Origin of the sequence: Guptibacillus hwajinpoensis, assembly GCF_020171785.1 — a bacterium.
Taxonomy (GTDB): domain Bacteria; phylum Bacillota; class Bacilli; order Bacillales; family Guptibacillaceae; genus Guptibacillus; species Guptibacillus sedimenti.
The window spans coordinates 106074-131677 of record NZ_JAIVAE010000007.1 but is presented as its reverse complement, the minus strand read 5'-3'; the positions used below and the strand labels follow the sequence as shown (position 1 = coordinate 131677).

Below are 25604 nucleotides of genomic sequence, written 5' to 3'. Positions count from 1 at the left end.
ATTATAGATCTTAAAAGAGTTATGTTTGAACTAAAAAAGTTACATAGAAATATCTCATTGAACTTTATATTTAAATAATAAAATTATATTCACCTGATCCTAATTGTAATGTGATATTTCCCTCGTCAAAATTCCAATCCAACAAACCTTCCATATCAATTATAACCGAGTCATCTCTCTCTATTATTTCTCTATTACTTATCCCCTTCAATATGACCGTTGCCTTTGTATTAGGGGGTATAGCCAAACTGATCTCCATACCCTTTGAAAGCTTTTTCCATTCCGATCGAATTGTGCCATACATACTTTCGTAGCTAGCTTTAACCCAACTTAACTCTTTTTCAAAACTAGGGCTTATATTAATATGTTTGTAGCCAGGTTGACTTATTGTTGTATCTATACCAGCAACTGAACGATATAACCAGTCTCCTACAGCTCCATAAGCATAGTGATTAAAAGAATTCATATCATCACTCCAAAAAGAACCATCCTCTTTGATGCCATCCCAATGTTCCCAAATTGTCGTAGCTCCTTTATTTATTGAATAAAGCCATGAGGGATAATCTTTTTGAAACACTAATTTATAAGCTAGATCACTGTATCCAAAACGTGACAATACGTGACATATATATGGCGTTCCGACAAACCCAGTTGTTAAATGAATATTGTTTTCTATTATTAAATTAGCTAATGCGTCCGCTACTTTTGGACGATCTTCTATTTGCAGGAGGTCAAACATTAGAGCCAATACATGCGCAGTTTGAGTATTGGCTATCAAACTACCATTTGAAGTGGTGAACTCATTGCGGAAATGGTCAAGAATATTATGATGAAGAAGTACGTACTTTTCTGCATCTCCATTGTAATTTAATAGGCGAGCTATTTCTCCAAGCAAGTGTGTTGAATAAGCGTAAAATGCTGTTGCTATTAAATCCTTAGGAGTTGCACCTTCATAACTATCTTCTTTCGCATCTAAACCAAGCCAATCACCGAAATGGAAACCAGTATTCCAAAGATACTCGTTCTCTCCTTGATTTCGTATATACTCTATCCAATCCTTCATACTTTCATATTGTTCCTCTAGTATTCGTTTATCTCCATAACAGACATAGAGTGTCCAGGGGCCTATAACTGCTGCGTCCCCCCAGGCTGATGAAGAATGGTCTTCATCACGAAGTACATGTGGTATGACATGAGGCACCCCTCCATTTGGTAATTGGTCAGCCTTTAGATCTCGCAGCCACTTCGTGAAAAATAAAGCTGTATTCATGTTGAAAGAAGCTGTTCGCATAAAAACATGAGCATCCCCAGTCCAACCTAGTCTTTCATCTCTTTGAGGACAATCGGTTGGAACATCAAGAAAGTTGCCTTTCTGACTCCATACAATATTTTGTTGCAATTGATTGATCATATGATCTGAACAAACGAATGTTCCTGTAATTTGATTATCTGAATGAATCACTTTAGCAGTAAAATCATTCAGATCAAATTCTCCTGGCCATCCCTCTATTTTCACATAGCGAAAGCCATAGAAAGAAAAATAAGGCTCGTATTCCTCTTCCCCGCCACCTTTTAACACATAGTTTATAGTTTGTTTCGCCGCCCTTAAATTACCAACATAAAAATTCCCCTCTTTATCAAGTACTTCTGCATGTTGTAGTGTGATTTTTTTCCCACGTACTCCATTCACCTTAAAGTGAATCCACCCTACCATATTTTGCCCTATATCTAACACCGTTTCCCCCGAAGGTGTTCTTATAATGGAAGCTGGATTTAATTCTTCTATGACGCGTGTAGGCATATTTTCTTGAGCGATCAGTACGTCCTTCGAATGGTCGATGACCTTTACTCCTGCCCAATCTGTGTCTAGATAATCTGACTGGGTCCATCCCTCCCTCTCTAACCGTGCATCATAGGTTTCCCCGTGGTAAATCTCTGACATTAATACCGGTCCAGTAGCGACTTTCCAATGCTCATCCGTTACAACTATATCTTCAGTGCCATCCTCAAAAATAATATGTAACTGGCATAATAGTGCTAATTCTTGACCATATATATTTCGCTGATCTTGAAAGGCTAGGTTACCTTTATACCATCCATTTCCAATATGGGCCCCTATAGCATTCACTTCATTATTCAATAACTCAGTAACATCATATGTTTGATATTGTAGCCTCTTATTGTAAGAAGTCCATCCAGGGGTAAAAAGCCAATCACCTATCCTCTGTCCATTAAGATGGATTTCATATAAACCTAGAGCAGATGCATACAACCTCGCTTTTCTAACCTTCTTATTAAAAGTGAATGTCTTACGAAGCATGAGACACGAATCGATATTGGTGGATTTAGGAAAGAACTCTCCTGTTATCCAACTCCCTAACCATTCACTTTTGTCCAAAAACCCCATTTCCCAAAAGTTCACATCACTCCACTCAGATACTTTCGAATCATTGCACCAAACTCTGACACGATAATAATATCTTGTACGAGATGACAAATCAGGCCCCTTATACAAAATATGAACTGATTGATCGGATTCTACTTTTCCTGAATCCCAAAAGACTGACGAAAGATTCCGATCATTTACAGCAACTTGAATTTGGTATGCTACTTGAACAACACCTCTATAATTGGAACTTATTTTCCAACTAATCCTTGGTCGTTTCACGTCTAAGCCGATTGGATTTTTTCTGTACTCACACCTCAGACTTTCTACTTTATAATCCATCTATTCTCTCTCCAGACTCATTAAGTAAATGTTTTTTGAATTTAATAATCATTAGTTTTTCATACCAGTTGACGCTAAACTTTCAACAAAGAAGCGTTGAGCAGATAAGAAAATAATAATTACCGGTAAAGCAGCTAATAAGTTTGCAGCCATTAAAACGTTCCACGGTGCAGAAGAATATTCTGAACCCATTTCTGCTAGTTTTAATGTAAGTACCCAAAGATCTGTATCTTGTGTTAAAACTAGTGGCCATAGATACATATTCCAGGCAGTTAGAAAAGTTAGACAAGAGAAGGTAGCTACGATAGGTTTACTTAAAGGGAGAAAAATTGAAATGAAAATTCTAAACCAATTCGCACCATCCATTTTTGCTGACTCAACCATCTCATCAGGAATTTCAGCTAAAAACTGTCTAAATAAAAACGTTCCAAAACCAGTTTGCGCCATCATAGGAATAATGAGGCCTTGATAAGTATTAATCCAATCCAAATTCTTAATAATCACAAAAGTCGGAACAAGGCTAACGTGATTAGGTACCATCATAGAAATCAAAAGTAGAATAAAAAATACTTTTTGACCCTTTGATGGTATTTTTGCTAATGCAAAGCCGGACAATAAACACATAATGGCTTGTCCAATTAAAACCGCACTAGTAAATATAGTACTATTAATAAAAGTCTGTAGTCCTAATTCATCCCAAGCCAACAAGTAATTAACCCATTCTATAGTAGAAGGAATAAACTCTGGTGGGAAAAGATACACTTCTTCCGAAGGTTTAATCGAAGTAATGAATAACCATATAAAAGGGAAGAACATAGCAAAACCTAACAGCCATGCTAATAAAACGACGATCTTCTTTTTTATCCACTCTAAGTTCATTATCCTTCACCTCTTTTATTCAATGAAAATTGCACCCATGTTATTATGAGCGAGATGACAATTAAAACTGTACCAAGAGCAGATGCATATCCTAACTGAAGCTCAACAAATGCTTTTTCATACAAGTAGTAAATAAGAATATTCGTAGAACCATATGGACCACCCTGAGTTAATACCGAAATTGCATCAAACGATCCAAAAAACGTCCAAATCATATTTAATATAAATAAAATTAATGTCGCATTTGAAACCATTGGCCAAGTTATATAAATCATTTTCTTCCATGAACTAGCACCATCTAAAGAGGCTGCTTCGTATAAATGCTTGGGTACGCTCTGTAAAGCTGCCATATAAATGATAAGCGTAGCAGGAATATGTTTCCATATGATAACGATTGCTACAGCTATTAATGCTGTTCGATCATCCCCTAACCAATCAACAGAAGGAATGCCGAACAAATTTAAGAAGTAATTTAAAATCCCAAAGTTTTTCGAATAAATCCATTTCCAAATAACCGCTGAAGAAACCAAGGATATGATGATAGGAAAGAAATACATAGTCTTTAATATATTTACTCCTACCATCTTGCGATTAATCAAGACTGCCATTAGGAAACTAATAATAACGGCAGTTGGTACTGAATATAGAATGAGTAGAATGTTTAATTTCAATCCAGTTACTGCTCTCTCATCATGAAAAAATTTAATGAAATTGTCTATTCCTATAAAAGTTGGCGATTCTACTACATTCCAATTATAAAATGAAAGGACAATAGCAAATACAATTGGAATAAAAGTGAAAATTGAAAAAAGAAGCAGGTTTGGAAGATGAAATAATAGTGCCCACCAATTATCTCTATTCTTAAAACCTTTTTTCATATGAGTAAAATATTTTTCAGACGTACTGCTCACTGTGATCACTCACCTCAATCAATATTTAATATTAGGTACTGGGGAGCATTCCCCAGCACCTAGTTTCATCATAAATTTCTCCTAATTATTGAGTCCCTTAGTTGCTTTATCTGCAGCACTCTTCATCACCTTTTCTAAATTTGCTTCTTCACTCAATAAATATGTTTCTAAAGCTTCATCGATTGCACTTTTAAATGTACCACCCGCTTCGACCGGTAAAGGAGGTGAAGTAACGGAATACTTTAAAGTGTCAGTAAAAACTTCATTTGAGTAAGGCGGACCTGGTAGGTCAGTCCAAAACGCGCTATCATATAGTGACTTTATAGGTGGAACTACAGAATAATTCTCTGCAAATATCTTCATGCCGCCTTCAGCATCGTAAATGAACTCCATGAATTTCCACGCTTCTTCTTTATTTTTTGTGCCAGATGATATTGAGAATCCAACAGCCCCTGCCCCGACTTTCTTTTCACCGTTGATATAAGGTAGTTCTACAACATCCCAATCGTCTTCCAAACTATTTCTTACCATTGGTACCTGGGCCCTAACTCCAGTGTGCATAGCTGCTTTGCCAGCTAAAAACGGAGCATTGTCGCTCCCCATATCGTTTTGAACCGACAAAGGGACAAATATTCCCTCCTTCGCAGGTTCTAAAAGCGCTTTCCATCCCTTTATTGCTTCAGGGCTATCAAAAACTGCCTTATCTCCTGCATCATTAACCAGGTCCCCTCCGAAGTTTTTTAATACCGGTTGATAAACAGACAGCCACTTATATCTAATATTTGCTCCATAAGTTGTTGTATTACCACTCTCATCTTTTTTAGTTAGTTTTCTAGAAACATCAATAAACTCATCGTAATCCCAGTCGCTTGTTGGATAAGGTACATTGGCTTCATCAAACAACCTTTTGTTATAAAAAATAACTACAGCATCAGCTCCTAGCGGTAGCATATGTACCTCATCTTTCGTTTTGCTACCAAAAGACTTACCCGTATTTAAAAATGCTTCTTCAAATGAATCTTTCTTTAATTCAGAATCAGACTCTAGCATTTCATCTAAGTTCATAGTAACTCCAGCATCTGCAAAAAAGGTGACCATTCCTCCCCAACTTGCCATGATATCAGGTAGATTATCTGCTGCAAGATTAGTTGTGATCTTCTGTCTATATTGTTCTTCTTCTGTGGGCCAAGGTTCGAGCTCAACATTAATATTTGGATTCTTTTCCTCAAACGCGGCTATCACTTTCTCAGCCTCATCAGTTAAATAATCTCTTATTGCTATTCTTAACGTACCAGTTTCAGATCCTTCCACTTCTGAGTTATTAGTGTCATTTGATCCTGAACAACCACTAAATATGAGTAGCATCACTAAAATAAAACTAGTTAGTCCCAGGTTTCTAACAGATTTTCTTTTAAAACCTTTCATTCAAATCGCCCCCTTATAAATTTTTAATATTGATAACCTTTCCCTAACATATTTCACAAAAAATCAAATAGATTTAATAATTATGGAAGCGCTATCAATTTGTTCAACACTTATGATCATGTTGAATACCCAGCTAGACCCACACTCTAATTAAAAGATAAAAATTCCAGTTGAACCGCATACCCCCTTTAATATAATTAATTTTCTTAATTTTTGTAATATTCCTTCATCTATTAGCTATTATATTACACTCAAAACCCAACTAAGTCAACATAAACAAAGATCATTAATTTTGTTTGTGTTTGTTTTCATGGAATGAGCTTATCTTTCTAAATTTCTCATGTGCAACTAGTCTAGCCTATTTGATCTTATACTTCATTCTATTGAAACTATGAATTGTAATAACATCTTAGTTTAATTTAAATAACAACTGTTTTTATTTTCATTAAATCTCCTACTTTTTTAAATAAACTTGCATTCTTCCCTACTGACATTGCACAATGGTGAGTTGGAGCTTCTTCAAACCATCTTTCAAAATAAGTATCAGGATCATTATTAAATTTCACATGTGTTTGTGTGTTTCCTATTTTCATTACCTCGTCATTAGTTGCTTCTCCTTCACTGATAATCATTTTTAATTTTCCATCCCAAGTTTGTGTCAAACCAAGCGTTGTAATAGGACCAGATTTAACTTTAGCCTCTACTGAAACACCACTTCCTTGTTTACCATGGTACAACCCCATACCTCTCAGCACAGGTTTGCCATTAGATATATCCAAGTGAAATGGACCATCATGTCCCAATAAAATCGTTTCATGTACGTAGTCTGTGGTAACTACTTCACAAAAACTTCCACCTACTCCAAGAATGTCACACATTTTCATCGCAATATTTGTTTTTAGATCACCCTCGCCAGCTGCCGGAACATTTCGCGCAGTAAGAAGAGAATTACCTACAATAAATCCACTTTGCAGTTTCTCATAAGCATTGGCAGGTGCTCCGTGGTAATAATAAGTTAAACCATCTAGCTTTCTTTCATTCACTAATTTCTCTTGAGCGGCCGCTACACGATATGACCAATTCAATGCTTCCTTAGTCGGTTTCTTTGCTAGTTTTTCTGAAGGAGAGTCTTCACTTATTAGAAACATATCCTTCACTTGTTTTTCTTTCTGTCTTATCTCTGCATCTGTTACCTTCTGCATTATTTCATTAAGGTCACACATTTCCAAAACATCCACTTGAATGCCCGTTTGCGCTTGAATCATGGTAAAATCACTATATAAATCAAGCATCCCATTATAGGTATTGCCTAAAAAACCAAATTTCGCATTATTTAATACACTTTTTACATATGCGGCCTGAATCCAGTCCTTAATTTCTTTCCAAGCACGAATTGCCTGTGGATGACTTTTTGTTACTTCGTTTGCAACAGAAATATCCGATGACTTGTCAAGGCCTAACAAGCCACTTACTACTTTGTATTCAATACCCGAACGGTTAAAAGCGTTTGCGAATTCTGGAACAGGGCAAGCTCCACAATTAGCTAACCATTCTTCAGTATTTGTTTCTTTGTAATTTAATTGATCAGTCGGCTGTAAACTTAGAATAATTACTTTTGCGTTCGATCGTTGGTGAATCGGCAGGATCATAGAACTCGTTGCATAGGTGGCTGCATGTACAAATATAATATCTACATTATTTGTGTTAAAATAATTTCCAGCCTCTCTTCCTTTATCTGCTGAGTCAACCAATCCGAAGTTATAAATCTCACCCCACTCGCTCATATTAGCTTCAAGAAATTTACCGTAACCCATCAACCTTTTTTTTAGACCAGGGAACTGCTCCCAATATGCATTAAGACCGGTTGAATAGAGACCGATTTTAGGTTTATCATATTTTATTAATGTATTTACTTGAGACATCTTTACCCTCCTTATTATCTGAATTATCATAATTGTACGCGTTATCATTTGTAATAACATCGACTTATATTGTGAAAAAATAATAGTATCTTGGTGGAATTAACTTGGATATTACATAATTAAAAAAAGGGGGAATTACTTTGTCTGCTTGGTTAGAAGATGGTTCTTTTGATTGGACGGAGGATTCTTTGAGGCTCTCACTAAACCCGTCAAAACATACTGTAAATTCTTATTTATACATTCAGGAAGTTGGACACTTTAAAGCATATTCATCTTACTTTACAGAGAGACATAACCTTGAGTCCTATTTGATTATTTATACACGAAACGGTGAAGGGAGGCTGTTCTATCAAAATGAAGAATATTTATTAGAACCAAATACAATATGCTTTATAGATTGTAGAAATCATCAATATTATCAAACTAGTAAAGAACTATGGGAATTTTACTGGGTTCATATTAACGGGAGTCAAGTAGAGAATTATTATTTAGATTTTTCACAAGATCACAATGTATGTACTACGGTTAAAGATAATACAGCTCAAAATATCATTCGTACCATGATAAATTTACAAAAGCATAAGACTAGAAGTCTTGAAATCATTACGGCTAGGGAAATCGTAAATCTTCTAACGCTATTAATGATCGAAAAGACACGATCAAATTACAACGATGAAACCAAAATACCCACATACATTTTTGATATACAATCGTTTTTTGAAGAAAATTATTCAAAAAAAATAACCTTAGATGACCTTTCTAGGAGATATAAATTAAACAAATATCAAATAGCGAAAACATTTAAATCCTCCGTAGGTATTACACCTATTGAGTATTTGATCGAAACAAGAATAAATAAATCTAAGGATTTATTAAAGTATACTGATTTACCCATTAATGAAATTACGTATCAAATTGGGATTGATAATGTTACCCATTACATTAATTTATTTAAAAAAAGAGTAGGTACAACGCCTTTGAAATTTAGGAATAGTTGGAAATAATATATCTGTTTTTTCATTTAGGCTATTCAGTTTAACCTTCCACTTTATTAATATTCAACGTTAAATATTCTTGTTTTCCTGTACAATCTTAGGGAATTAATTTGAGTAGCTTTGTTACAACTTAAGAAATATCAGTTGTATTGCCTCTATATTGAATTAATACTTATGTCCATAGAAATCATTATGAGAATTAATTAACATTGTCGAAATATAAAATTCTCTTTTCAATAAAAAAGGTTGAACCAAATTTACATGGTTCAACAAAAGTAACAAGTAGCCAGAATACGTACTTTCTCAAAGAATTTTATTCTATGTCTAATTCTGTTCCTTTCAAACAGATTATCATTTTTTACTTATTACCTAGTATTTGTCACCATACTAATAGATTACTTTAATATAAATTTTTCAAAATTTGACTGTGATCTTTTTTTGAAACGATGTAGCTTTTGCACAATCCACAAATCTCTCATCAAGGTGAAATCTTTTACCGGAATTTCTCTCAATGTTCCATATTTCAATTCTTTTTGAATGGTAATTCTAGGGAGAATACTAACACCTAAGTCCGCTTCTACAGCACTTTTAATGGACTGCATACTCCCTAGTTCCATCTCATCAGTGATCTTATGAAGTATTCCTCTCTTCCTGAGAGCATTTTCCACAATCAGTCTCGTCCCTGAATCTTTCTCCCTCCATATCATCTTTTCCCCTGCCAGGTCGTCAATACTGATGACATCCTTCTTGCTCCATGAATGCCTAAAGGAACTCACGAGAACCAATTCATCATCAGCAATTTTTTGGATATTATATTCTTCACTCTTCACTTCACTTTCAACCATTGCAATATCAATTTCATTTGCGTCTAACTTGGATAACATATACGGTGTATTCCCAATCAACAGGCTGAATTTTATATCTGGATAAAGATTGCTAAATCGTCCCAATAAACCGGGCAACAAATATTCTCCGATCGTTAAACTGGCACCAACATTTAACACTGTTTCCTGGTTACCAAGGACTTCTTGCATCGCTTCATGAGAAATATGATCTAACTCAATGATTTCTCGGGCATATGGATAGAGTACCTTTCCGGCCTTCGTTAACTTTAGTTTCCCATCATTCCGGTCGAATAAAGCTAACCCATACTGACTTTCCAATTGCCTGATTTGCCTTGTGACCGCTGGTTGGGATACGAACCCCAATCGCGCCGCTTTACTAATGCTTCCTTCGTCTACCACACGGCAAAACATTCGTAAGCTTTCTATATTCATAGGTTACTCACCTGCAGCTCTTATTATTGAATAAGATACCTTTAACTATTCGCATCAACTACACACCTAAATCCCATATTTCCGCTAGAGCTGTCGATCGTGTTGGAACTTCGTGCAGCTACTCTGTATCGATTACAATATGATGGATGGCATAGATACGAGCCTCCACGTATTACTTTCGCTTCACCTTTTACTGGCCCTCTCGGATTCACTATAGAAATTAAGTCAGAGTTTTTTGCAAACCAGTCAGAGCACCACTCCCATACATTTCCTGCCGTGTTATATAGACCATACCCATTCGGTGGAAAAGACTGAGATGGAGCTGTTCCGACAAATCCGTCTTCTTCTGTGTTTACTTTTGGAAATTCTCCTTGCCAAATATTACAGTAATGCTTTCCACCAGGAGTCAATTCGTCTCCCCATGGAAATTTCTTCTGCTCTAACCCACCTCGAGCCGCCATTTCCCATTCAGCTTCTGTAGGTAACCGCTTTCCTGACCAGTTACAAAATTCCATGGCATCATTCCAAGAAACGTGAATGACCGGGTGATCCATTCGCTCTTCAATAGAAGATTCCTTCCCTTCCGGCTGGAACCAATACGCGCCTTCCGCCGCATACCACCAAGGGGTTGATGGCAACTGCTGTACTTTCATTTCAGTATCTTTAGGAAGGAATTTATAGAATACAAATGACCAACCGAATATTTCAGCTTCTGTACGGTATCCTGTTTCTTCGACAAACTGTGCAAATTCTTCGTTCGTCACTGTATGAGAATCAATATAATAAGGGGATAATTTCACAGACCGAGTAGGACCTTCCCCATCGGATATAAAGCCTTCCTCATCATTTGTCCCCATCAGAAACTCCCCGCCCGGGATATATATCAACTTATTACGGAATTTAATCCGCTCTCTTTTAGAAAATTCGCGTTTTTTTACGTTTTCTCCTTTTCCAGAGTCACTCTGTACTTCTGCTCGACTTCCAGTACAGCAGGAGTGATGAAGTTTCTTTTCATTCATAAGTTATCCCATCCCTTATCAAATAGAATTAATAACAGATTAGTATCGTAATTATTAAAATTGTATCACGTAACAAAAAAATGACGGCTATTCTATTTTGTTATACCATATTACATTTACTGAATTTACAGTTTGGACCCGAAGTGAGAAAATTTAATAGAAAATCAACTAAGGGGGAATTCACTTGGACATAGGTATTGGGGTGTTAATTCTTATAATCGGAATTCTGGCAGGCGGTTATGGTACAATCGTCGGCGCCGGTGGAGGATTTATTTTTGTCCCGGCTCTGTTACTAATCTTTCAAATGAATCCGGTACTTGCTTCCAGTACAGGGATGGTTATTGTACTTATAAACTCTCTTTCAGGTGTCATAGGATACGCTAGGCAAAACCTAATTGATTATAAAACTGGTCTTACTATAGGAATAAGTGCGTTACCAGGATCAATCTTGGGTGTTTGGTTTCTTCATAGGTACTCCTCCCAATATTTTTATGTCATATTTGCAACTATACTTGTTGCTCTTGGCGTCTTTTTATTCAGTAAAACTTTAAATCGCTCCCCTAAAATACCGCCTACACTATTGGAAAAAGAAGAGAGTGATGAGTCTGATGGTGTTGGTCACCCTTCATTCAATTGGTTCATTCCTCTAGGCATAACAATGGGGATCCTTTCAAGTTATCTTGGAATCGGTGGTGGATGGTTACTCGTTCCGATACTTATCTATGTTTTCAAATTATCAACTCATCACGCAACGGCGACTTCCATCTTTTCATTATGTCTCTACTCCTCCGTAGGCGTCTTATCCCAATTTTTCTATGGAAGTATTGACTGGGTATCTGTCATGTGGGGGGGAAGCGGTGTAATAATTGGCGCACAGCTAGGAGTTATTTTATCTCAACGCATCCCCGGCAAAATTATTATTCAGATGCTTTCTGTTTTATTAGTAATTATAGGAGTACGATTATTCTTCAATTAATATAGCTGGTGTTAAAAAACCAGAAGGAAAATAAGTAGCTAGCTCGTTTCTTCATTAAAGTGATCCGTAACTTTTAAAACTTTGCCTTCCTCTAATGAATGACTACCAGTCACCTTTTTTACAAACTCCTTAATCGTCTTAATGTTCACCTCAGACTCCCAATATTCGGAAATTTCGGGGGGGTGCATTAACCATCCGGATCATCAGCAGACTTATTTAGCAGCTTTTCAACAATCTAATTCATTTAATCATTCTTCTTCTCGTTGTCCTGAATTAACTCACCAGGACTGCTAATTGATACAAAAGATGACTTAGGCACCATCTCTATTATTCTCCTGGGAACGTTTCATCCATTTTTTTCATATTCTTTATAATCACAAACAACATTAAACCGCAGATTATTATGGCTAACAAATCCTCGAATAATTGTCTTGCTTTGTCACTCAATTCACCGCAACTATTCCCTCTCTCTCGCATTAACCTGCACTATGCCCTAACCTTACCCTTCCTATTGTTATTAGGCTTCCTTTTTTTATTATCCTACTTTCTCTAAGTAAAGAACGCTTAGGGTCTCCCACGTTGATCAATCATAACAGTGTCTAGTATGTCAGGGCACTGGCCCTGGGGAAGCTTTTTTACTCTCGCATAACGACTAAAGGAGAGTTGTTTTCTACGCGGTTCCAAGTATGAACCTTCCCATTTGGAATTTCGGGACTTTGTTCCTTCAGCTTATGCTTTGAGCCAACTAGCTTGCTGTCTACGCTTAACATCACCGTTACCCGCTAATGTCCAAGACTCGATATGAGCGATTTGCTTAATCTTACTCACTGGGGATTCCCGCCCACTATATGATGCACCCTTTGCGTGGCGCTACAACCGCCCCAGTGATTCCCGGTAATTCCAAATGGAACTCCAGCCAACTGACTGGAGTTCCATTTGGATCGTATTTAAAGATCTAAGTATCTACACGGACCACATTCATTGCACGTTCCGATAATTGTTGAACATAATCATTATCCAGCTTTTGATCGGAAAGAACGTGATCGATCATATCCAACTCCGCAAAACGAGCGAATGCCTGGATACCGAACTTGCTATAATCAACCATCACAAAATTAATATCCGCAGTATCTAACATTTTCCTCTTAATGCGAGCTTGCTGTTCATTCGATTCACTAATTCCTCGGCTTAGATGGATACCCTTACAAGAAATGAAAGCTTTGTTGACATGATAATCCTCTAGCGAAGCTTCAGCGAGTGGACCAAGATAAGACATTGATTTAGAATCTAGAATTCCACCTGTTGATATCACAGTGATTTCTTTCTTTTTGCTAAGTTCCAATGCTACATTAAGAGAATTTGTCATAACAATAATAGGCACATCGGGCAGTGCTTTAGCCATATAATAAGCTGTTGTACTCGCATCCAAAATAATGGTGTCGCGTTCCACAACATGCTTTACTGCTTCAAGAGCAATTTCTCTTTTTTCTTGTACATTCGTCACTTCCCTTTCAGTATAGGGAATCTCTCTAGCACTTTGGTGAAGTTTCACTGCTCCGCCATGGCTTCGACGGAGTTTTTTCTCCTTTTCCAGTTTTTCTAAATCACGTCGAATCGTCTCTTCTGTCACAGAAAATATTTGACTTAATTCAGAAACACGAAGACTTGTTTTTTCATTTACGAGCTCAACAATCTTTTGCTGTCTTTCTGCCACAAGCATCAGCATTCAACCTCTCTTTAAACCATTAACTCTTCTATTCTCACTCTTTATTTTATCATTTGATTTAATTTATTTCTCCTCTTAAATCGTAGGTTGGCTTTCACCAATGTAGTGGCAAAACTTTTCATAAGCTGTCTTCCAGGATTCCTGACTTTCCGGGAAGTAATACGCCATTTTCGTTGCTTTCAATGCTATTTTTCTTGCTTCATCAATTCCCGTAATTCGACCTAGAGCCATTAATTGAACAAGAATATTCCCTATGGCACTAGCTTCTGTAGGACCCGCCCAGACGGGTTTACCTAAGGCATTAGAGGTAAATTGACACAACATCTTATTTTTTATCCCTCCTCCCACCATATGCAATCCAAAAAATTCTTTTTCCGACAGTTTTTCAGTCCGTTCAAAGACATATCGGTATTTCATTGCCAGACTTTCTATAATGCACCTGACAATTTCTCCTCGAGATTCAGGAATCGGTTGATTTGTATTTTTACAATACTCTTGAATTTGTTGCGGCATATTTGATGGGTTTAAAAACAACGGATAATCTGGGTCAATGAAAGATCGAAAAGCTGGCACTTCTTTAGCTTCTTCCATTAAACGCTCATAATTCGTACTTTCATGATGACCCCATATTCGTCGACATTCTTCTAGTATCCAAAGCCCCATAATGTTTTTCAAAAGGCGGAAGCGTCCTCCCACTCCGCCTTCATTTGTAAAATTCAATTCCAATGCCTCTTTATTGATCACCGGTTCTTTTACTTCCGTACCCATTAAAGACCATGTCCCACAGCTTAAATATGCAAACGACTCATCTAATGCTGGAACGCCAGCTACAGCTGATGCTGTATCGTGCTCCCCAACAGCGATAACGGGAATTGGAGAAATCTCCAGTTCTTCACACAGGTCTTCTTTTAAATGTCCTATAATGGTACCCGGCCCTACTACTTCTTGAAAGATTTTCTCAGGAAGCCCTAAAGTATCTAGTAACTCGCTATCCCACTTCATTAAATTAGGGTTAAAAAGTTGTGTAGTCGTCGCATTCGTAAATTCACTTTTCTTTATCCCAGTTAAAAAATAGCGCAGAAGATCGGGAATCATCAGTAACGACTCAGCTTTTTCTAGTAACCACCCATTCTTTTCTTTCATCGCCATCAATTGATAGATCGTATTAAATGTTAGGAACTGAATTCCTGTCTTTTCAAACAGCTTCTCCTGAGTAATCCAATCTTCATGAACTTTTTTCATAACCCCATCTGTTTGATGGTCTCGATAGTGATAGGGATTCCTTAGGAGCTCTCCATCTTTACCCAGTAGTCCGAAGTCAACAGCCCAGGTATCAATCGCGATCCCCTCAAGCTTCGCCCCAGTTTCAACCGCCTTTCCTATCGCAAGCTTAATGTCATGAAACAAACGAAGAATATCCCATTGGAATCGTCCGCTCACTCGGACAGGATCGTTAGTAAAACGATGAATTTCTACCAGTTCAAGTAGATCACCCTTTAGCTCAGCTAGCACCGCCCTGCCGCTACCAGCGCCAATATCAACCGCTAAAACGCTCACCAACTTGCACCGCCCTTACCGCGAGAAAGGATTTTTTCTCCATAACCGCTTTCCTGGTAAGCCTTCATTGGATCAATCGGTAAACCAGATTCTTCTCTCATCGCTTTAAGTAGAGGGGCTACATCAAATTCAAACGCCTGCCTTACCGCATGCTCAGCACCTAACACATCATTTCTTTCTTGAGCTTCCTTAACGTCAGCTAAGTTGATTAGGAGAGCTTTAGCATAAAGTGTTTGAATATTCGTGATTGAGCGAATCATAGCTGGGATCTTCGGTTCCAAATTGTGACACTGATCAAGCATATATGCAATGTTATCCGCATTTTTTCGAACGCTTGGATCATTATCCTTCTGTGCTAAAACGATTTGAGAGAAAATCAAAAACAGTTCATATGGATTATGGGCGGCTGCTATGAGATCATCATCCGCATACTTTCGGCTATTAAAGTGGAACCCGCCTAACCTTTGTTCATCTAGTAGATATGCAACAATATGTTCAATATTCGTTCCTTGGGGGTGGTGCCCAGTATCTACTAATACTTCTGCCTGTGGACCTAACTTCTGAGCCATATTATAGGCCATACCCCAGTCAGCTAGATCAGTGTGATAAAAGGCTGGTTCAAAGAATTTATACTCAATCAACATTCTCATATCATCGTCCATGGACTCATACATCTCACTCAAACACTCTTGCATCCAATGCTTCCGTTTCCTAAAGTCAGCTTGCCCAGGGTAGTTTGTGCCATCAGCAAACCAAAGACTCACATCTTTAGAACCAATCGTTCTAGCGATTTCTACACACTCTAAAAGATGATCTGTTGCTTTCCGACGAATCGAAGCATCAGAATTGGTGACGCTACCAAATTTATAATCGTCGTCTTGAAACAAATTTGGATTTACTGCCCCTAGATGAACATTATGGTCGATAGCATACTGCTTTAACTTCTTATAATCATCGACTTTATCCCATGGAATATGAATAGCTACGCCCGGACAGTTTCCTGTGAGTTTATGGACTTGCGCTGCATCTTCAATTTTTTCAAAAGGATCGCGTGGAATTCCTTCTTGTTGGAAAACTTTAAATCGTGTACCTGAATCCCCATATCCCCAGGAAGGTGTTTCTATGTTTAATTTTCTAAGCTTCGTTTTCACTTCATCAAGGTTTATTCCTCTATCTTCTTGTTGCTCTTCAAATAAATGATAGTATCGATCAGAATTCCCCATTATCTCTCACCTCTCCAATACTCAGTATCTATTAATCCGTTGCGTATGCTAAAGTTGTCATTAAAGCGTTTTCAGATTGAGTCGTATCTAGTCTACTATATTGCACGACAATTGGTAGGTCACTCGTAACTTCGATTGCATATGGGACTCCTTTTGGGACAGATTCCCCATCTATATGGAGGGAATCTGTTTTTAAGTGCTTTGTACGATTTCCATGAATCTCATATTTTATGTTTTTGATCGGTTCTCGATCTTCAAAGTACAGGTGTATGTCCAAGTGCACAGTCTCTTGGTTACGGTTTAACACACAGATCGCCTCGTGACTTTCTAAAGATCCAGAACTTTTAGGAGGAATATAGGCATCTGGGATAATCCACGATTTCTTTCCGATTGGCATTGGAAAACCTCCATTCAATGATTTAGCGAGTAAAGGCTGCTGGGACTCCGCCATCAACCGTAATCATACACCCTGTAGTTTTCTCAGCATTGCTTGATGCGAAAAACGCGATCGATTCAGCGATGTCTGAAGGCAATATATTAACGTTCAAAATGGTTCGCTTACGGTAGTGTTCTTCTAATTGATCTGGTTCAATTCCATACGAAGCGGCTCTTTCTTCTTTCCATTTCGAATCCCAAATCGCAGAACCTTGAATCACAGCATCAGGTAATACCGTATTTACTCGAATACCATATTGGCCACCATCCGCCGCTATTGTACGTGCAAGATGAGCCTCAGCAGCTTTAGCAGTACTATAAGCAGCAGCATTCTTACCGGCATACACAGAATTTTTCGAGCCGACAAACACCATATTTCCGCCTATTCCTTGCTCCTTCATGAGCTTAAAAGCTTCTCGAGCAACGAGGAAATATCCTTTTACTAATACGTTCATATTCATATCCCATTTTTCTACAGTCGTTTCTTCAAACGGACTTGAGCTTGCCAACCCAGCGTTGTTGACGATAATATCAATGCCACCGTACTTCAAAACGGATTGTTGTATCGCTTCAGCCACTTCTTCTTCTTTCGTAACGTCCATTTTTACAGCAATCGCTCGTCCAGCTCCATACTTTTCTTCCAGATTAGACGCTACCTGTTTAGCACCGTCCACATTGATATCTGCCACTACGATATGCGCTCCATCCCTTGCAAAACGCTCACATGTTGCAGCGCCAATCCCACCTGCACCGCCTGTTACGAACGCAACTTTTCGAGAAAACTCAGCCTCTGCTGGCGAAAGGCTTAGTTTATAAAGTTCCAATGGCCAATATTCGATATGATAAGATTCATTTGCATTAAGTGATACAAATTCTCCAAGTGCAGTGCTTCCTTTCATCACAGCGATTGCTCTATGATAGAGATCTCCGCTCACTTTAGCTGATTTCAGGTCTTTTCCAGTATTAATCATTCCAATACCTGGAATGAGAATAACTCGCGGGGATGGATCAGACATTTTGTCCTCTTCGGAACGATTTGTCTCAAAGTATTGAATGTATTCCTCTTTATAATTCGTTATTCCTGCTTTAATCAACTGGATAAGATCTTCCGTACCTTGATTTTGGGGATCCCAGTCAATAAACAACGGAACTCGCTTCGTATGAACAAGGTGATCTGGACATGCAGCGCCTATTTGTGAAAGATCTTTTGCATCTTCACTGTTAACAAAATCCAAAACTTCCTTATCATCGGAATACGTTAGCAGCATGGTTTTATTCTCACTAACTTCTCCTCGAATGACTGAGAGAATGTGACTTAAAACCTTTTGATGTTCGTTATCATTTAACGACTCATACTTTTGACCACCAAACATCGCTTTTTGTTTTTGCTTTTCTGTTATATAACTTTCAGCTTCTTGAATCACGGAAATTGTTTTCTCATAACTTTCTTGTGATGTCTCTCCCCAAGTGACAAGTCCATGTTTCTCCATTAAAACTAAATCAGCCTGAGGATTCTGACGAACAGCTTCTGAAATCATTTTTGATAACGTAAATCCTGGTCGAACGTAAGGGACCCAAACAAATCGGTCGCCGAATATTTCATTTGCAATTTCTTTACCGTTATGTGCACAGCAAAGACTAATAATAGCATCAGGATGTGTGTGATCTACGTGTTTAAAAGGTAAAAAGGCATGCAATAACGTTTCGATAGAAGAACGTGGATGTTTACTATCAATCATACAATGAGACAAATATCCCACCATCTCTTCATCAGTCATTTCATCTCTTTCCATCAACGGGCGAATATCGTCCATCTTTAATCCAGTAAAGTCCTTTTCTCCCATCGTAGCGAGATCGGAACCACTGCCTTTCACCCACATGACTTCCACATCTTCGCCTTTGAAATCGCTCTCAATCGTTTTCATGGAAGTATTGCCTCCACCAAAATTACATACTGAACGATCACTTCCTAATAAATTAGAGCGATAAACAAGCTCTTCAACACCGTTTCGATCATTCGCTTCCTGGCTATCCCATCGGTTCTGAATCATTTTTTCTCCTCCAAACAAGCAATTTTATAAATTCATTATCTATAACATATCAAACTTTTGTTTATTTTTGAATACTTTTGTTTACTTTGTTTTTAATTAAAGTTCCTATTTTCTTCTATTACCACGGTTTCTTTTTGGCCAAAGCGCTCTTCCTCGATTTCTTCAAGGGTTTTACCTCTAGTCTCTGGGGCAAGAATGATGCCAATCAAGAAATGGATTACTAAGAAAACAATCATAACGATTCCAGCCGCTTGAAACCCGAGGTTGTCCATAACTGTGGGAAGTAGAAACGACCATATTGCGATACCAAACCGAACTAAGAAGAACATAATGCCCTGCGCTCCCGCACGATACTTCGTTGGGAATAACTCACTAGCCCATAAACCATAAAACGCTTGAGCACCAAAGCCAGCGGCACATCCCCATAAAATGACGAAAGCAAATAACGAAAACCAATTCATTGGCATGAACGTCAAGATAATCCACGCCACGATTCCCATAACAGCGCCTAAACCAAATAAAAACCGACGGCTATACTTATCTCCAAATTTCATAAAGACAAAGAATGTCGTAGCCACTGTTAACATCCATAAAAATGCTTGAAGTAAATTAGCTTGTCCGCTTGATAATCCACCTACATTTTCATATATGTAAGGCATAAAATACCCCATTGCACCTGCAGTTAAGTTCCAGAAAAGATAGATTCCCACTAATAAGAACAAAGCTTCGCGATTCACTTTGAGAGTAAACAATTCTTTCAGAGAGCTGCGTGACAAGCTTCCAGATAATCCACTTTGCTTCTCACGTTCTTTCCCCTCTTTCCAAATTTTAGATTCAGATAACCCCTGTCGGATATACCAGGTAATAAAGGCAATGATAAGTAAATGTACAAATATAAGCCGACTCCCCATTAAACCTAATGGAGCAAGAAGTACAGCGAGTAAAAATGTTACTGCTGGTCCCACCGACCAGGCAAGCTGTGCTGTTCCAACATGAGCGGCACGTTTTTCATGTGGAGCTTCTTCTGCAATATACGTCCATGAAGCTGGCACACCCGCTCCTACTGCAATACCAGTAATAATGGTTCCTATTAAAAGCATAGGAAAATTGAACGAAAGAGCGATCAACAACACGCCCAGCATATAGGCCAATAAATCATAAGTATAAATAAATTTCCTTCCATATTTATCACATAAATAACCACCAACTAATGCACCAACCGCAGCACCAAAAGCGTTAGCACTCAGGGCACTCAATAACCCTATCGCCATGCTGTCCAGTGTAAGATAAGCTTGCCACAACGTTAAACTACTTGCCGCAGCGATGATCGAACCGGCTTCAATATAGTTTGCCATCGCAACGGATATCGTCGCCTTCCAACCGGTTGTACTTTTACTACCTATTTTCGCCATATTTTTCCTCCTCTTCAAATTAGCAAGCGCTTACAAACAAAGGTGTAAACCTCAGAAAAATAAACCAGTATAGGTTCTAAAGGCTAACTGCAATTATCTGTTTCATTTTTCTGAATATAAACACTTATTTTGCCTGTATTGAAATAGTAAACAATAAAACCAAATAAGTCAACACAAACAAATGTATTTATTTTTGTTTATGTTTGTTTTGGATTAGCGGGACGGTTCTAGCGATTCACTGTTGCATAGCAGATTGTATGGGAGTCATACTAAAGCCTCCCCCTAGTTTACTTGTTTTCTGAAATCATCCATATTTAAAACCCCCTTGCTTTCGCAAGAGGGTTTACGTTAAACAAATTCGTTAGAGATTTTTTACTGACCTCGAATCAATAGAATCATTTCTGCTGATTCTAATTCCTATTAAAGTGTACCGTATCTTTTAAATCATTGCCTTCTTCTAATGATTTACTGCTTGTCACCTTTTTCACAAACTCTTTAACCGTTTTAACATTCACTCCCGACTCCCAATATTCAGCAACATCCGGTGTAACTTTAACCAGTACAACATCCGGATCATCAGCAGAAGTATTTAGCAGTTTTTCAACAACCTTATTCATGTACTCTTTCTTCTTCTCACTATCCTGCACCAATTCAGCAGTACCGCTAATCGAAACATACGATGACCCTGCATACGCTAAGTTTACGGCAGGAGTAAGCTTGATATCCTCATACTTATCTGTATCTTTTTTCGTAATAAACCAGATCTCTTCCTGATCCAATTCGACTTCCTGCGTTTGCATGGGACGAGACATTAGCTTGCCATCTGGCGATACAGTCGTTAACATCGCTACCTTCTCATCTTTAATCAAATCTTTGATATTCTTAAGGGTTTCCTGATTTTCTGAATGTTGGTTTGTCATTTGTGGTTCCTCCTTCATATAGTAAAACTTGATTTAAAAGAATTGTTTAGAGGCTCTCCTAATTTAGGCTTTGTCCGCCACTTAAACTAGGAAAAAATTATACTCCAAAGGTATTCCCACCATTTACATTGATATTTTGTCCTGTAATAAAATTAGCTTCGTCACTTGCTAAGAAACGCACCATATAAGCAATATCTTCCGGCTTTCCTAACCGATTCAACGGAAGGCCTTTGATATAACTACCTGCACTTGTCTCTGTAACTTCCCCATGACGTTCTACCGGAGTAAAACCTGGATGCACAGCATTGACTGTGATGTCATGTTTCCCCAGCTCATTTGCCCAGGAGCGAGTCATTCCAATGACCGCAGACTTTGCCGTAACATAATTTGAAAAATCGCTATTGCCTAATTCCACAACTTCGCTTCCAATATTAATAATGCGCCCCCACTGGTTTTCTTTCATAGGCTTCATAACTTCTTTTAAAAGTAATAAAGGGGCTTTCACGGTAAAATGCAGCTGATCCAAGTAATCTTCCCAAGTCACTTCTTCCAATGATAGTTCTGGCTGTTGACCCGTGGCGTTATTGACGAGAATATCAATCGGTTGCTGGAAAGTCTCTCGTGAAACAGTGACCAACTTTTCAACATCTTTTTGATCTGTGATGTCTGCTTGAATAGCGACTGCTTCTCCACCAAGCTCTTGAATATCACGAACAACCGCTTCTGCTTTTTCTTGATTGCTACTGTAATTAATAATTACCTTTATTCCAGATTCAGCAAGTTTTTGTGCAATCACTTTGCCGAGTCCTTTTGAACTCCCTGTTACTAGGGCAACTTTTTTACTCATCATGTCCCCCTATCATCACGCTAATTTACTCGTTTCTTTTCATGAGACAAAAGACCAAAAACCTGTCCTTCTGTCTCTACCATTCACCTATACTTTCGTTTCCCGCTTAGCCACAAAGTTACACGTTTTTCAACGATCAGTAATTCCACACTAACAAAGCCCTTGTTTCCAAGGACTTTTGCAATCTGTAGGAGTGAAACATAACGCGGATTTTTTCTCCTAGTCACGTTCTTTCAACAGGATCAGTTATGGGGATCCATCAACTATCAAATATTTATTCTTTTACTCAGGATTTAAAAAAATAAGTGCAAAAAATCCCTTCATTACTACGAGCAATCACATTAGAACCCGCTTAACTACTGCTCTATCAACTTTTCAAATTCTCTTTAATCGAATTGATCTGGGTGGAATACGTTTCTATCTTCTCGGTGAGGTCCTTCAACCGCCCTTTACGATCCAACACCATCCGCTCTACAACTTGTGGACTTGGCCCACCTGTTACGCTCCTTCTCTCAATAAACGTAGAAGGGTCACAGATATTTTTCCAATCTTCTTCTAAAAGTTGCACGCCGCCAATCCACCCATTTACTTCAGAAACGCTCACTTCATACAACTCTTTCTTTGCCTCGCTTGCTTTTTTACTTACGAAACTAGATATTTGGTGTGCTCTTCGAAATGGCACATTATAATCTCTAGCAAGGACGTCAGCTAACTCAGTGATTGTAATCATATTTGTTTTCGCTTGCTCAAGTGCTCGTTCCTTGTTGAATTTCATCGTCGTCATGACAGCCGTTAAGAGCTTCGTAACACGATTCGCTTTATGAAATCCGTTATAAAGGTGCGGTTGTAAATCATCTTCTGTATCCACAATATCGCCATATGGCGTATTATGGATCATCTGAATGACGCTAAGCCCTTCCCCTACGGCACTGCTAGCGAGCGCTCTTGAATGTTCTAAAGAAACCGGGTTTCTTTTTTGTGGCATGATACTACTTACCTGGACATAAGCATCCGAAACTTTTAGCAAACCGACTTCATTGGAAGCCATGCGGAGAAGCTCTTGAATCCATCTGCCCATGTTTGTCATCATACTAACGAGTGTAAGAGCTGTTTCAAGTAAATAGTCCCCTGTTCCAATGGCATCATAAGAATTTTCCATCACGTCATCAAATCCTAGTAGCTCAACCATTCGTTCTCGACTGATTGGAAAACCAGTCGTTGTAATCGCCGCCGCCCCCATCGGGGAACGATTCACGGTATGATACGCTTGCCACAAGCGGTCGACGTCTCTAGATAGATTATCGGATATGGCGAGGAGATAATGACCAAATGTGGTAGGCTGAGCAGGTTGCGTGTGCGTGTGAGCCGGCATGATTGTATGAATATGGTCTTCCGCTTGACTAACTAGCGCTTGCCCTAGCTTTTTTACGTTCTCCAACAGATCAAGCAGATGATCGCGAATCACAATTCGATACATGGCTTCACCCATGTCATTTCGACTCTTCGCGATATGCATCTTTCCTGCTAAATCGTCACCAATTAACTTCGCCACTTCGGCTTCAACAAGGAAAAAGAAATCTTCGTATTCTGGGACAAAGTTTAATAGCTTCTTCTCCATCTTCGCTACTTCATTGACACCATCCAATATCTTCTTTGCTTCCTCAGTAGTAATAATGTTTTGTTCCTTCAGCATCGTTGTATGCGCGCGATGAATCATAAACATCGCATCAAATAAGTAATCACGCTGGTCTTTAAAAACCGGCTTTAGGAGCTCGTCTACGTAGGTTTTCCCGGGAAAAAAAGCGCCATCTTCTAACTCAAAATCTTCCTTTCTCTTATTCATCGTTTCACCTCATTGTACTAGAGCGTATTTTCTGATTTCACTCCATTGGACGGTATCATTACTAATAATGTCAAAATATCAAAAAGAGCATAACCACGTATGGTTATACTCATTACTAATTATATGTTGTTATGGCTGAATAGCAGCTTGATCATGTAGGATGTCACTTAAACGACTGGGTTCAAACAGAATCCTCCCTTTAATTATATAGCTCATACTATTCCTCTATCCCCGCTATCCCGAAGCCCCCTGCTCCAGAATGAGTCGAAATCATACCGCCAGCTTGGATCCATCTTATATTTTGGAATCCGTTTTCTTTTGCAACCTGACCCATCCGCTCTTTGATCCGTTCATCGAGTCCGATGGAGTAGATAAAATAAAGCTGCTCTCGATCGATGTTGAATTCATTTAAATAATCTCTTAAGAGTTTTTCACTAGCTCCGATCATTTTCCCGCGGTATCTCTTTGTAGACATCAGCTTTCCATCCTTCAACTCAATGCATGGCTTTATTTTCAATAGTGCTCCAATCAAGGAAGCCATATTGCTTACCCGTCCTCCCGCTTTAAGAAAATCAAGGCTACCTGGGATGAAAGCCAGTCTTGATTTAGGAACGATTGCCTCTATTTTTTCAACTAAGCGCTCCGGTTCGATGTCGGGTTCTTTTTCTAGAAACTTAGCCGCGTACAATACAATCGCAGCTAATCCTCCAGTAACGTTCAAAGCATCAATGAGATAAATGTCTTCAAATTCTTCCGCAGCAATGACAGCATTTTGAAAAGAAGAAGATGCTTTTGATGTATAACCAATATGTACAATGATGCAGTCTGGGGAATTCTCTCTTATAGTCGAAAAAAACTCTTGATACTCATGAGCATTTGTAGAGGTAGTAGAAGGGATTTTCTTCGTCCGTTCGTAATAGTCATAAATATCTTGGACCGGCAATGAACCGTCTAAATAATCCTTACCATCCATAATGATGTGCATGGGAACGACTTGAATATCGTACTTTTCAGCTAAATCACCCGGTACGTCGGCGCCGCTTTCGGTCGATAAGATAATCCTTCGCATTCGATTTCCCCCTTGGTTATATTTAGGATCGCCTTCACTCTTCCTGCATTATGCTTTAACTATACAGGAGAAACCGTATTAGCATTGTGATAACTTTTATTTTCGTGACTTTTAATGCACAATTTGGGGATTTGAATATGACTGAAGGTGTGTGGATCTGTGAAAACAGCTTCTATTAACTAAACCTTAAAACCACTAATATTACATAAAAAAGACCCGATCCACAAAATAGAATCAGACCCTTCTGTTATTCAGGCTATTAAAAATCGTGAGGAGGTTCTCACGACTCTTCGCACATTCATTTTTTGATGATTTACTCAGCATTTCAATATGAAAATAACTCCCAAGCACCTTTTCCACTGATTCTGCTCGATAACTTTTCCTTTAAT

General features: G+C 38.3%; 20 protein-coding genes. 2 read left to right on the top strand and 18 right to left on the bottom strand.

The window, feature by feature from the left end; genetic code table 11:
• Nucleotides 1-70: 70 nt before the first annotated feature.
• From LCL91_RS11620 to LCL91_RS11600, 5 genes are all read right to left on the bottom strand, one after another.
• A complete protein-coding gene (locus LCL91_RS11620) occupies nucleotides 71-2728 on the bottom strand; it encodes an alpha-L-rhamnosidase (RefSeq protein WP_224882548.1) in 2658 nt (885 codons plus the stop codon).
• 51 nt (nucleotides 2729-2779) lie between these two features.
• On the bottom strand, nucleotides 2780-3607 hold the full coding sequence (locus LCL91_RS11615) for a carbohydrate ABC transporter permease (RefSeq protein ID WP_224882546.1): 828 nt from the start codon (nucleotides 3605-3607) through the stop codon (nucleotides 2780-2782).
• Nucleotides 3607-4518, bottom strand: a complete 912-nt coding sequence (locus LCL91_RS11610; RefSeq protein WP_224882545.1) for a carbohydrate ABC transporter permease — start codon at nucleotides 4516-4518, stop codon at nucleotides 3607-3609. The genes LCL91_RS11615 and LCL91_RS11610 overlap by 1 nt, the downstream gene beginning before the upstream one ends.
• 81 nt (nucleotides 4519-4599) lie before the next feature.
• Nucleotides 4600-5943 (bottom strand): ABC transporter substrate-binding protein, encoded by a 1344-nt coding sequence (locus LCL91_RS11605; RefSeq protein WP_224882544.1) that lies wholly within the window; start codon nucleotides 5941-5943, stop codon nucleotides 4600-4602.
• Nucleotides 5944-6362: 419 nt separating this feature from the next.
• Nucleotides 6363-7865 (bottom strand): L-fucose/L-arabinose isomerase family protein, encoded by a 1503-nt coding sequence (locus tag LCL91_RS11600; protein ID WP_224882543.1) that lies wholly within the window; start codon nucleotides 7863-7865, stop codon nucleotides 6363-6365.
• A 140-nt stretch (nucleotides 7866-8005) separates the two neighbouring features.
• Here LCL91_RS11600 and LCL91_RS11595 point away from each other — a divergent pair, with 140 nt between their 5' ends.
• Complete coding sequence (locus tag LCL91_RS11595; protein ID WP_224882542.1) at nucleotides 8006-8869, top strand: AraC family transcriptional regulator; 864 nt, start codon at nucleotides 8006-8008, stop codon at nucleotides 8867-8869.
• Between the two features lie 386 nt (nucleotides 8870-9255).
• On the opposite strand, the gene LCL91_RS11590 is transcribed toward LCL91_RS11595, so the two are convergent.
• On the bottom strand, nucleotides 9256-10137 hold the full coding sequence (locus LCL91_RS11590; protein WP_224882541.1) for a LysR family transcriptional regulator: 882 nt from the start codon (nucleotides 10135-10137) through the stop codon (nucleotides 9256-9258).
• 41 nt (nucleotides 10138-10178) lie between these two features.
• Nucleotides 10179-11156, bottom strand: a complete 978-nt coding sequence (locus LCL91_RS11585) for a formylglycine-generating enzyme family protein (protein ID WP_224882540.1) — start codon at nucleotides 11154-11156, stop codon at nucleotides 10179-10181.
• Nucleotides 11157-11340: 184 nt separating this feature from the next.
• On the opposite strand from LCL91_RS11585, the gene LCL91_RS11580 reads away from it, so the two are divergent.
• A complete protein-coding gene (locus LCL91_RS11580) occupies nucleotides 11341-12132 on the top strand; it encodes a sulfite exporter TauE/SafE family protein (RefSeq protein WP_224882539.1) in 792 nt (263 codons plus the stop codon).
• A 635-nt stretch (nucleotides 12133-12767) separates the two neighbouring features.
• Here the strand turns inward: LCL91_RS11580 and LCL91_RS22040 are convergent.
• The 11 genes from LCL91_RS22040 to LCL91_RS11530 form a co-directional block, all read right to left on the bottom strand.
• The gene (locus tag LCL91_RS22040) at nucleotides 12768-12902 is read right to left on the bottom strand and encodes a hypothetical protein (protein ID WP_255640015.1); all 135 of its coding nucleotides are present in this window, start codon (nucleotides 12900-12902) and stop codon (nucleotides 12768-12770) included.
• Nucleotides 12903-13087: 185 nt separating this feature from the next.
• Nucleotides 13088-13852 carry a DeoR/GlpR family DNA-binding transcription regulator gene (locus LCL91_RS11575; protein ID WP_224882753.1) on the bottom strand — a complete coding sequence of 255 codons (765 nt, stop codon included), beginning with the start codon at nucleotides 13850-13852 and terminating at the stop codon, nucleotides 13088-13090.
• Between the two features lie 81 nt (nucleotides 13853-13933).
• The gene (gene rhaB / locus LCL91_RS11570; RefSeq protein WP_224882750.1) at nucleotides 13934-15415 is read right to left on the bottom strand and encodes a rhamnulokinase; all 1482 of its coding nucleotides are present in this window, start codon (nucleotides 15413-15415) and stop codon (nucleotides 13934-13936) included.
• Nucleotides 15412-16638 (bottom strand): L-rhamnose isomerase, encoded by a 1227-nt coding sequence (gene rhaI, locus LCL91_RS11565; RefSeq protein ID WP_224882537.1) that lies wholly within the window; start codon nucleotides 16636-16638, stop codon nucleotides 15412-15414. Before rhaI ends, rhaB begins: the two co-directional genes overlap by 4 nt.
• 31 nt (nucleotides 16639-16669) lie before the next feature.
• A complete protein-coding gene (locus tag LCL91_RS11560) occupies nucleotides 16670-17035 on the bottom strand; it encodes a sensory rhodopsin transducer (protein ID WP_224882535.1) in 366 nt (121 codons plus the stop codon).
• Between the two features lie 22 nt (nucleotides 17036-17057).
• Nucleotides 17058-19124 (bottom strand): bifunctional aldolase/short-chain dehydrogenase, encoded by a 2067-nt coding sequence (locus tag LCL91_RS11555; protein WP_224882533.1) that lies wholly within the window; start codon nucleotides 19122-19124, stop codon nucleotides 17058-17060.
• Nucleotides 19125-19216: 92 nt separating this feature from the next.
• A complete protein-coding gene (locus LCL91_RS11550) occupies nucleotides 19217-20536 on the bottom strand; it encodes an MFS transporter (protein ID WP_224882532.1) in 1320 nt (439 codons plus the stop codon).
• Between the two features lie 410 nt (nucleotides 20537-20946).
• A complete protein-coding gene (locus LCL91_RS11545; protein ID WP_224882531.1) occupies nucleotides 20947-21456 on the bottom strand; it encodes a pyridoxamine 5'-phosphate oxidase family protein in 510 nt (169 codons plus the stop codon).
• A 97-nt stretch (nucleotides 21457-21553) separates the two neighbouring features.
• On the bottom strand, nucleotides 21554-22303 hold the full coding sequence (locus tag LCL91_RS11540; RefSeq protein WP_224882530.1) for an SDR family NAD(P)-dependent oxidoreductase: 750 nt from the start codon (nucleotides 22301-22303) through the stop codon (nucleotides 21554-21556).
• A gap of 367 nt (nucleotides 22304-22670) precedes the next feature.
• A complete protein-coding gene (gene argH, locus LCL91_RS11535) occupies nucleotides 22671-24146 on the bottom strand; it encodes an argininosuccinate lyase (RefSeq protein WP_224882529.1) in 1476 nt (491 codons plus the stop codon).
• 217 nt (nucleotides 24147-24363) lie between these two features.
• Nucleotides 24364-25215, bottom strand: a complete 852-nt coding sequence (locus tag LCL91_RS11530; RefSeq protein ID WP_224882528.1) for a DegV family protein — start codon at nucleotides 25213-25215, stop codon at nucleotides 24364-24366.
• Nucleotides 25216-25604 lie beyond the last annotated feature (389 nt).